A 9,866-nucleotide genomic window follows, 5' to 3' on the forward strand; every position below is an offset into this window, starting at 1 on the left:
TGTCGGCTCGTCGCATCCTGGGGCTGGAGTAGGTCCCAAGGGTTGGGCTGTTCGCCCATTAAAGCGGTACGCGAGCTGGGTTTAGAACGTCGTGAGACAGTTCGGTCCCTATCCTCTGCGCGCGCAGGAAATTTGAGAAGAGCTATCCCTAGTACGAGAGGACCGGGATGGACGAACCTCTGGTGTGTCAGTTGTTCCGCCAGGAGCACCGCTGATTAGCTACGTTCGGAACGGATAACCGCTGAAAGCATCTAAGCGGGAAGCCGGCTTCAAGATGAGATTTCCATGACTTAGGTCGTGAGGCTCGCAGCTAGACTACTGCGTTGATAGGCCGGATGTGGAAGTGGGGACTAAAGACCCATGGAGCTGACCGGTACTAATAAGCCGATAAATTGATAACACCCCGCCTCACTGGGCGCCCATGCTGCAAAGCACGGTGCGTCGAATGGTGAATGAGAATGATTCTCGCGTCCACTTTGTGGTTCCCGATTTACGGTCGGGAACTGGTTCTGATTCGCATCAGACCAACGAACGAAACTATAAATCAATAGTGTTTCGGCGGCCATAGCGAGAGGGAAACGCCCGGTTACATTCCGAACCCGGAAGCTAAGACTCTCTGCGCCGATGGTACTGCAAGGGGGACCTTGTGGGAGAGTAGGACACCGCCGGACTTATTTGTAAAGTGGCCACCCCCGCTGTTTAAAAACAGTGTGGGGTGGCTATTTTGCGTTAAGGCACCATCGTACGAATTTAGATTTAGGCTCAGGTCAGATTTAAGCTTAGGCAGGGCGTGTACAGCCCGCCGGCACCAGGAAGGGGCATCACAGTGAGCGATACGCCGAGGCGCGACGGCCCATCACGAGGTGTCAGGCCCACGGGCGGGCGTCCTGGCGCCGGTCGCTCCGATGGGAAGAGGTCAGAGTCCGGGAGACCGGATGTAGGCCGTCCGACTCGCGGCAAGCCAGTAGACGGCACACCGTCACGGGGTAAACCGGACGAGAAGCGGCTCTGGACCAAGAGTGGTACCCCCGCGCGCGGTGATCGCGACGCACGTGAGCGCGAGCTTCCCGAAGACCGTGATCCGTTTGGTATCCGATCTGTTCGGGTACACCATCAGGCTCCCGAGATTCCGGATGACGTCACGCCGAAACAACTGGATCGCGTCGCTCTTAATGAGCTCAAGACCCTGAGCAAGGAGAATGCGGAGGGTGTAGCCCGGCATCTCGTCATGGCGGCCAGGCTGATCGATGACGATCCCGAGCTTGCCCACAGCCACGCTATTTCGGCTGCTCGCCGAGCTGGGCGCATTGGCGTGGTTCGGGAGACTCTCGCGATCACCGCCTATGCCATCGAGGACTACGCTCTCGCGCTTCGCGAATTGCGCACCTACCGACGCATCACTGGCCGCGACGATCAGTTGCCCATGATGGTCGACAGCGAACGCGGGCTCGGTCGTCCCGAGAAAGCCCTTGAGCTCGGCCGCTCGGTGCTTCGCTCAACGCTCGCGATTCCCGTTCAGGTCGAGCTCGCCATTGCCATGTCTGGTGCGCGGCTCGATCTGAATGATCCGGATGCCGCACTTGCTGAACTGAAGATTTCGCAATTGGACCCCGAGAAGGCGTTCCATTTCAGCCCGGGGCTGTTCGGTGCGTACGCGACTGTGCTGGAGGAACTCGGCCGCGTTGAAGAAGCTGCGCAGTGGTACTCCAGGGCGGAACGTGCGGCGGATGCGCTCGACGAGGCCGATGACAAGGACGATCTGGTCGAAGTCGTCGAGGAAGAGATCGAACCGCAGCACGGTCATGATGACCGCGGCAGAAACGACCGTGATAGTGACGACCGCGACCGCGACGAGAACCGCGTCGATGACTGATTCCTCACCGCTGGCGGGGATCGATCTGGTGCTCGCTGACCTTGACGGTGTGATCTACCGAGGTGCGGCAGCGCTGCCATACGCCGTAGACAGCATGAATCACATTCCGGCGTCAACGAAGGTCGCGTACATCACCAATAACGCGTCGCGCACCGATGTGTCGGTGGCTGCGCACCTCACAGAACTCGGACTATCCGTCGCCCCGGGTGACGTCGTAACGTCGCCGCAGGCGGCTGTCGGCATCCTGAAACATATTGTCGAGCCCGGCTCGGTCATTCTTGTGGTTGGGGGCGATGGGCTCACCGATGAGGTGACAAAGGCCGGATTCGTGGTTACTCGCTCGGCTTTGGACTCTCCGGCTGCCGTGATCCAGGGCTTTGCACCTGAGGTGGGATGGGTTCATCTGGCCGAGGCCGCCTTCGCACTCAACGGTGACGGCACCACTGGCGACCTCCCGTGGATTGCGACGAACACCGACTGGACCATCCCGCAGGCGCGCGGAACTGCTCCGGGAAACGGCACCCTGGTGTCGGCGGTGCACACCGCCGTTGGTCGCCTGCCTGTTGTCGCGGGCAAGCCGGAGACTGCGATCTTCACCGAGGCAATCGGCAGGTTCGGCTCGGAGGCAGCACTGATGATCGGGGATCGTCTTGACACCGACATTCTCGGGGCGAATCGCGCGGGCATTCCCTCGGTGCTGGTGCTCACCGGCATCGACGGACCAAAACAGGTGCTCGCCGCGATCGAGCAGGAGCGGCCGACCTTCATTCTTGGTGACCTCCGCGGCCTGCATGAGCCGTATCCGGTGACCAGCACTCGAGAGATTCCCGGCGGCGTTGTCACTGTGGTGGGGGGCGGGGCTGTTCGCCGGGTCGGAAACGTGCTCACGGTCGACTCGGGGGAGGGAATCGACCTGCTGCGGGCCGGTGCCGCCGCGATCTGGAATTCGGGGCTTGCCATCTATGCGCTGGATGTCCCGCCGGAGCTATATTCATGAGTATGGGCGAGCCAGGCATGAGCATGGGCGAGCCAGGTACCAGTGGCGGCACGTCGCCTGTCGACGACGATCTTGAGACGAACTCGCTCGTGTCGCAACTCCGAGTGATTGAGGATCAGCCTCTCGAGTCACGCGCCGCCGCATTCGTGCAGGTGCATGACCGTCTGCAGCGCAGACTCGAAGGCGGGGACGCCCCGACAACTCATGGCTAGCGCGACGTCTCATGGCTAGCGCGGGCCAGCGGCTCGACGCCGCCATGGCGAATCGTGGGTTGGCGCGGTCGCGTACGCACGCAGCGACACTGATTGCTGACGGGCTCGTGACGGTAGACGGCGCTGCGGTCGTCAAGGCGTCTGCGCAGGTCTCCGAGGCGCAGCGGATCGATGTTGCCGGCAGCGACCACTACGTCAGCAGGGCGGCTCATAAACTCAGGGCGGCGCTGGAGGGTTTCGACGTGGATCCCGCTGGCCGCCTTGCGCTGGACGTGGGCGCGTCGACCGGGGGCTTCACCCAGGTGCTGCTGGAGCGTGGGGCTCGCCACGTGATAGCGCTCGATGTCGGTCACGGCCAGCTCGCGGCATCCATTCGAATGGATGCCCGGGTGACGGTGGTTGAGGGGTCCAACGCGCGCTACATGACCGCGGAGACCCTGGCCGCAGACAGCGGCGCAACCGAGGTGCCGACTCTGGTCGTCGGTGACCTGTCGTTCATCTCGCTCACCACGGTGCTGCCAGCGCTGGCAGCCACGGTCGGTTTCACGGCCGATTTCGTGCTGTTGATCAAGCCGCAGTTCGAGGTGGGGCGCACGGGAATCCGTGAGGGGATTGTTCGAGACGCCGGTCTCCGCGACGACGCGGTCATGGGGGTGCTGTGGGCGGCCTGGGACCTGCACCTGCCGACCGCTGGCGTCATCTCCTCCCCGATCGCCGGAAACTCAGGCAATCACGAGTATCTGGTTTGGCTGAGCGCCGAGGTCGGCAGCAATCCGACAGAATGGACTCAGCAGGTTTCTGCGATGACCGTGAATCGCCCGTAACTGACAACGACGGCGCCTTGGTGAAGGGGTATGAACCGTGACATCTGACCGGCACATGCTCATCGTCGCTCACACCGGGCGAAATGAGTCGCTGCAGGCGGCCATCAGTGTCTGCAGGCAACTCATCGCGGGCGGGTTGACTCCCGTGCTCTCCGAGGACGAATACGCGCATATTCTTGCCGCGGCCCACGACCTCGCGCCGATTGCTCTTCTGGGTGACGCCGTGCAGATCGGGGATCTGGAACTCGTGATTGTGCTCGGTGGTGACGGTACGATCCTCCGGGCGGCCGAGATGGCACGTGGATGTTCGGCTCCGCTTCTCGGCGTCAACCTCGGCCACGTTGGATTCCTCGCCGAGAGCGATAAAGAAGACCTCACCGAGACGATCGCGAGGGCTCTCGCTCATGACTACCTCGTTGAGGAGCGGATGACGCTGTCCGTGCGCGTGAAGGTCGACGCCGAAATCGTCTTCGAAACGTGGGCGCTCAACGAAGCGACAGTGGAGAAGGCCAGTCGCGAACGGATGCTCGAGGTCGTCATCGAGATCGACGGCCGACCGTTGTCGTCATTCGGTTGTGACGGGGTCGTAATGTCAACGCCGACCGGCTCGACCGCGTACTCCTTCTCCGCCGGTGGCCCGATCGTCTGGCCCAGCCTCGACGCGCTGCTGCTGGTGCCGCTCAGCCCACACGCGCTGTTTGCGCGACCGCTGGTCGTCGGGCCGGATTCGGCGCTCGCCGTCGAGGTGCTCGATCGCACCCAGGGCACCGGGGTGTTGTGGTGCGATGGCAGGCGAACGCATGAGCTTCCGCGCGGCGCTCGAGTGATCGTGCGCAGGTCTCCGGTGCCCGTGAGGCTGGCGCGGCTGTCGCAGGGCCCATTCACCGACCGCCTGGTCAATAAATTCAACCTGCCCGTCAACGGTTGGCGCGGACCCGTCGGCGACGAAGACCAGCGCCCGTGATCGAAGAAATCTCCATCTACAACCTCGGCGTCATCGGGGAAGCCCGACTGCCCCTTGGCCCGGGTTTCACCGCCCTCACCGGGGAGACCGGAGCGGGCAAGACGATGATCGTCACCGCACTGGGCCTTCTTCTCGGCGATCGTGCCGACAGCGCGACGATCCGATCCGGTAGTCAGCAGGCCGTCGTGGAGGGTCGCTGGCTTCTCGACGGCACCGGAGCCGTGGCGGAGCGCGTGCGCGACGCCGGCGGCGAACTCGATGACGGCGAACTCATACTGAGCAGGTCTCTATCGCAGGAGGGTCGCGGGCGAGTCGTTGTTGGTGGGCGAACCGCACCGGTGGGGGTGCTTGGCGAAATTGGGCACCAATTGGTGGTGGTGCACGGCCAGTCAGACCAGGTGCGACTGCGCTCGGCCACGGCACAGCGCGAAGCGCTCGATCGATTCGCGGGCCCCGCTCTGTCCACTGTGCTCGACAGATACCAGACGGTGTTTGCCCGGTGGCAGTCGAACCAGGGCGAGCTCGATGTGCTCGTGGCCGAGCGGGACCGCCGCTCACGTGAGGCAGAACAGCTTCGCGAGGCAATGGCCGAGATCGAGGCGGTGAACGCCCGTCGTGGCGAAGACCAGGAGCTGACGGCGCAAGCCGATCGGCTCAGTAACCTCGAGGACCTTCGGTTAGCGGCGGGGACGGCACACGACCTGTTGTCGTCGGAGGTGTCGGATGATTCCTCCGATGTCGTGGGGTTGCTCACGTCGGCCCAACGGCAGCTCGAGCGCGCGGGCGACCACGACACGGCACTGGCGGCGATTGCGGAGACCGTCGCCGCGGCATCCATCGCGGTCACGGAAATCTCTCTCCAACTCTCCAGTTACCTGGGCAGCCTCGATGCTGATGGCGCTCGCGAACTCGAGGTGATCAATGAGCGCCGCGCGGAATTGACTGCCCTGGTGCGCCGATACGGGCCGACACTCGACGACACTCTCGATCACCTCGATAGCGGCAGCGGACGACTGCTGGAGCTCGACAACGACTCCAGCAGGATTGACTCGCTCGGCAAGGAGGTCGAGGCAGACCGAGACAACGTGATCGAGCTCGCGGCACGACTCAGTGTGGTGCGTTCGGCGTTCGGCGTTACGCTGTCCGAGCGGGTCACGGCAGAGTTGGCCGCGCTCGCGATGGCCAACGCCGAGGTGACCGTGATCGTTGACGATCGCCCCGACTATTCACAGACCGGTAAAGACCAGGTATCGATCCTGCTGAGACCGCACGCGGGAGCCGAGCCCAGGCCGCTGGGCAGGGGAGCGAGCGGGGGTGAACTGTCGAGAGTGATGCTGGCCATCGAGGTGGTCATTGCGGGCAACGACCCGGTTCCCACTTTCATCTTCGATGAGGTGGATGCCGGCGTGGGCGGGGCATCCGCTATCGAGGTGGGTCGCCGACTCGCCCAACTGAGCAAGACCGCGCAGGTCATCGTCGTGACTCATTTGGCCCAGGTGGCGGCCTTCGCCACCAATCATCTGCAGGTGAGCAAAGACAGTGATGGCGCCGTGACCGCATCCAGCGTCCGCAAATTGGAGGGCGAGGACCGGATTTCTGAGATGGCGCGATTGCTCTCCGGCCTGCCGGATTCTGAGAGCGGGTTGGCTCACGCACGCGAACTGCTCACCATCGCGCGCGAGCTGCAGCTTTAGGCGCCCAGCGCGCGGGCGCCGAGCTCCCGGTCTTGCAGGACCCGCTCTTCCAGGCCTCGGCATCGAGCCCCCGGCTTCCAGCAGGACTGGAGCCAATGGGCATAGGATGAAACCCCGTGGTGGATAACTCTCAGCGGTTCGTAACAAAACACATTTTCGTTACCGGTGGAGTGGTCTCCTCCCTCGGTAAGGGGCTCACGGCGGCCAGTCTTGGCAACCTCCTCACCGCGCGCGGCCTGCGCGTCGTCATGCAGAAGCTTGACCCGTACCTGAATGTCGACCCCGGAACGATGAATCCGTTCCAGCACGGCGAGGTGTTCGTCACCGATGATGGAGCCGAGACCGACCTCGACATTGGTCACTATGAGCGATTCCTCGACATCAACCTGAATCAGGCCGCCAATGTCACCACCGGCCAGATCTATTCACAGGTCATCGCGAAAGAGCGCCGGGGTGAGTATCTTGGCGACACCGTTCAGGTGATTCCCCACATCACCGATGAAATCAAGCGCCGGATGCGCCTGCAGGCCCAGGCCGGACCGAACGAAGAACCCGCCCCCGACGTCATCATCACCGAAATTGGCGGCACGGTCGGAGACATCGAAAGCCAGCCGTTCATCGAGTCTGCGCGGCAGGTCCGGCATGAGCTTGGCCGAAAGAACGTCTTCTTCGTGCACGTGTCGCTCGTGCCATTCATGAATGCGTCTGGCGAACAGAAGACCAAGCCCACGCAGCATTCGGTCGCGGCGCTGCGCTCAATCGGCATCCAGCCGGATGCCCTGGTACTGCGCTCAGATCGCCCGGTGTCAGAAGGCAATAAGCGCAAGATCGCCCTCATGTGTGACGTCGACGAGGCCGCAGTGGTGAATGCCGTCGACGTGCCATCCATCTACGACATCCCGACGATGCTGCACGACCAGGGGCTCGATGCCTACATCATCGAGCAGCTGGGGCTCACGGCTTCCGAGGTGAACTGGGACGGCTGGAGCGAACTTCTCACCGCCGTTCACGAACCCCGACACGAGGTCACCATCGGCCTGGTCGGCAAGTACATCGACCTGCCCGACGCCTACCTCTCCGTCACCGAAGCCCTCAAAGCCGGCGGCTTCGCGCAGCAGACTAAAGTCACCATTCGCTGGGTGCCGTCAGACGAGTGCGAGACGCCCGAAGGCGCCGCTCGCATGTTGAGCGACCTCGAGGGAATTGTCGTACCGGGAGGCTTCGGGGTTCGGGGTATCGAGGGCAAGCTCGGAGCGCTGCGATTTGCCCGGGAGAACGCGCTACCTACCCTCGGCCTCTGCCTGGGGTTGCAGTGCATGGTGATCGAATACGCACGGGATGTCGCCGGGCTGGGCGGCGCGTCGTCGTCTGAGTTCGACCCTGACACGGAGTTCCCGGTCATCGCGACCATGGCCGAGCAGGTCGACATCATCACCAGTGGCGATCTGGGCGGCACGATGCGCCTCGGACTGTACGAAGCCGCGCTCGCCCCGGGATCGATCGTCGCGGAACTGTATGGCGCCACGACCATCGCCGAACGCCACCGTCACCGTTACGAGGTCAACAACGCGTACCGAGAGCAGATCGGCGCCGCCGGGCTGCAGTTCAGCGGAATATCCCCCGACCGCACGCTCGTCGAGTTCGTCGAGCTACCCCGGCCCGTGCACCCCTTCTACGTCGGCACCCAGGCGCATCCGGAGTTGCGTTCGCGGCCGAACCACGCGCATCCCCTGTTTCGCGGGTTGATCTCGGCAGCGCTGGAACGCCAGCAGGCCAGCAGGCTCTTCGAGGTGCCCGAGGCCTCAGACAGCGCAGAGGTTGCTGCGGTCGATGCCTGAGAGCAAGCACGACAGTACGCACGACAGCAACGGTCCAGTTCCTCAGGTGCTGGTCGACGACCCGGTCGAGCCCATCATCGTCTCGAGCGAAATCGCGTTCGACGGCAAGGTCTGGGACATCCGCCGTGAGGTCTTTGAACTGGACGGCCATCAGGTGACGCGCGAATTCGTGGACCACACCGGGGCCGTGGCGGTTCTGGCGATGGATGACCAGGATCGGGTGCTGCTGATCAAGCAGTATCGCCACCCGGTGCGCTACCGGGAGTGGGAACTGCCTGCAGGGCTGCTCGACATCGCGGGGGAGTCGCCGCTGCGTGCCGCGCAGCGCGAACTCGCCGAAGAGGTCGACAAGACTGCCGCCCGCTGGGACCTGCTCACGGACTTCATGACCTCCCCGGGCGGAAGCAATGAGGTGCTGCGCGTGTACCTTGCGCGAGATGTCAGTGACGCTCCCGACACTTTTGAGCGCACCGAGGAAGAAGCGGGCATCGAGGTGCGGTGGGTGCCCCTCGACGATGTGGTCGATGCCGTGCTCGCCCGCGACCTGCAGAACTCGATCCTCGCGATCGCCGTCTTCGCGGCGGCGGCCGGTCGAGCGCGCGGCTGGCGCACTCTTGGCGATGCGAACGCGCCCATGACCCGGCACCCGCTGGAGCGCGCGGCGACATGATCGCCGCAGAGGTTGCCATCCCGGTCGCCGTTGACCGGTACCTGCGGCATATCTCGATCGAGCGCGGCCTGTCCGACAACACGCTCCAGGCCTACCGCCGTGACCTCGCGGCGTACTCCGAGGGACTGGCGGCACGCGGCATCCTGACTCCGAACGCGATCGGCGCACCGGATGTTGCGGCCTTCGTCCACGAGCTGCGCACCCGCTCCGAGCGGCCGCTGAGCGCGGCATCCACCGCCAGGATGTTGTCATCAGTGCGGAGCTGGCACCGTTTTCTTCTCGACGAATCGATGGTCGAGATGGATGTCGCTGTCGATGCGAAACCGCCGAAACAGTCGATGCGGCTGCCGAAAGCCATCTCGATCGAACAAATGGCCACTGTGTTGGCCGCCACCGACGGCGACGAGTTGCAATTGATGCGTGATAAGGCGCTGCTGGAATTGCTGTACGCCACCGGAGCGCGCGTGTCGGAGGCTGTGGCGCTGAACGTCGATGATCTCGTCGACGCTGACATTGTGCGGCTTTTCGGTAAGGGCGGTAAACAGCGCATCGTTCCCGTGGGCAGCTTTGCGAGGGTCGCGCTCGACACCTATTTGGTGCGGGCTCGCCCGAGCTTCTCGGCTCGCGGAAAGCAGACACCCGCTCTTTTTCTCGGGGCGCGCGGGCAGCGCGTGTCGAGACAGAATGCCTGGCTGATCATCAGGGCGGCCGCCGAGAGGGCAGGTCTCGGGCTGGAGATATCCCCGCATACGTTCCGGCACTCGTTCGCCACGCACCTTCTGGCGGGAGGCGCG

General features: G+C 63.8%; 9 protein-coding genes and 2 rRNA genes. All 11 read left to right on the forward strand.

The annotated features are described in order from the left end of the window. Positions 1-401 (forward strand): 23S ribosomal RNA (locus tag RMN95_RS04370); the annotation flags it as partial. A gap of 153 nt (positions 402-554) precedes the next feature. After that, positions 555-671: ribosomal RNA gene (gene rrf / locus RMN95_RS04375) — 5S ribosomal RNA — on the forward strand. Positions 672-826: 155 nt separating this feature from the next. Further along, positions 827-1,873, forward strand: a complete 1,047-nt coding sequence (locus RMN95_RS04380; RefSeq protein WP_309615736.1) for a hypothetical protein — start codon at positions 827-829, stop codon at positions 1,871-1,873. Beyond that, positions 1,866-2,870: an HAD-IIA family hydrolase gene (locus RMN95_RS04385; RefSeq protein ID WP_309615737.1), complete on the forward strand. Its 1,005-nt coding sequence runs from the start codon at positions 1,866-1,868 to the stop codon at positions 2,868-2,870. Before RMN95_RS04380 ends, RMN95_RS04385 begins: the two co-directional genes overlap by 8 nt. A 2-nt stretch (positions 2,871-2,872) precedes the next feature. Beyond that, positions 2,873-3,082 carry a hypothetical protein gene (locus tag RMN95_RS04390; protein ID WP_309615738.1) on the forward strand — a complete coding sequence of 70 codons (210 nt, stop codon included), beginning with the start codon at positions 2,873-2,875 and terminating at the stop codon, positions 3,080-3,082. An 11-nt stretch (positions 3,083-3,093) separates the two neighbouring features. Further along, the gene (locus RMN95_RS04395) at positions 3,094-3,906 is read left to right on the forward strand and encodes a TlyA family RNA methyltransferase (protein WP_309615739.1); all 813 of its coding nucleotides are present in this window, start codon (positions 3,094-3,096) and stop codon (positions 3,904-3,906) included. A gap of 55 nt (positions 3,907-3,961) precedes the next feature. Next, entirely contained in the window at positions 3,962-4,870 is a 909-nt protein-coding gene (locus RMN95_RS04400; protein WP_397545246.1) for an NAD kinase, read from the forward strand. Continuing rightward, positions 4,867-6,564, forward strand: a complete 1,698-nt coding sequence (gene recN / locus RMN95_RS04405; protein WP_309615741.1) for a DNA repair protein RecN — start codon at positions 4,867-4,869, stop codon at positions 6,562-6,564. The genes RMN95_RS04400 and recN overlap by 4 nt, the downstream gene beginning before the upstream one ends. A gap of 116 nt (positions 6,565-6,680) precedes the next feature. Further along, the gene (locus RMN95_RS04410; protein WP_309615742.1) at positions 6,681-8,402 is read left to right on the forward strand and encodes a CTP synthase; all 1,722 of its coding nucleotides are present in this window, start codon (positions 6,681-6,683) and stop codon (positions 8,400-8,402) included. Next, positions 8,395-9,072 carry an NUDIX hydrolase gene (locus tag RMN95_RS04415; RefSeq protein ID WP_309615743.1) on the forward strand — a complete coding sequence of 226 codons (678 nt, stop codon included), beginning with the start codon at positions 8,395-8,397 and terminating at the stop codon, positions 9,070-9,072. Before RMN95_RS04410 ends, RMN95_RS04415 begins: the two co-directional genes overlap by 8 nt. After that, a partial coding sequence (locus RMN95_RS04420; protein WP_309615744.1) for a tyrosine-type recombinase/integrase occupies positions 9,069-9,866 on the forward strand: 798 nt, incomplete at its 3' end. The genes RMN95_RS04415 and RMN95_RS04420, both read left to right, overlap by 4 nt.

This window comes from Salinibacterium sp. (assembly GCF_031364185.1).
Lineage (GTDB): Bacteria > Actinomycetota > Actinomycetes > Actinomycetales > Microbacteriaceae > Rhodoglobus.

Coding starts and splice junctions, on each gene's coding strand:
- RMN95_RS04385 (WP_309615737.1), top strand. CDS start 1,866: ATGACTGATTCCTCACCGCTGGCGGGGATCGATCTGGTGCTCGCTGAC.
- RMN95_RS04390 (WP_309615738.1), top strand. CDS start 2,873: ATGGGCGAGCCAGGCATGAGCATGGGCGAGCCAGGTACCAGTGGCGGC.
- RMN95_RS04395 (WP_309615739.1), top strand. CDS start 3,094: ATGGCTAGCGCGGGCCAGCGGCTCGACGCCGCCATGGCGAATCGTGGG.
- RMN95_RS04400 (WP_397545246.1), top strand. CDS start 3,962: ATGCTCATCGTCGCTCACACCGGGCGAAATGAGTCGCTGCAGGCGGCC.
- RMN95_RS04415 (WP_309615743.1), top strand. CDS start 8,395: ATGCCTGAGAGCAAGCACGACAGTACGCACGACAGCAACGGTCCAGTT.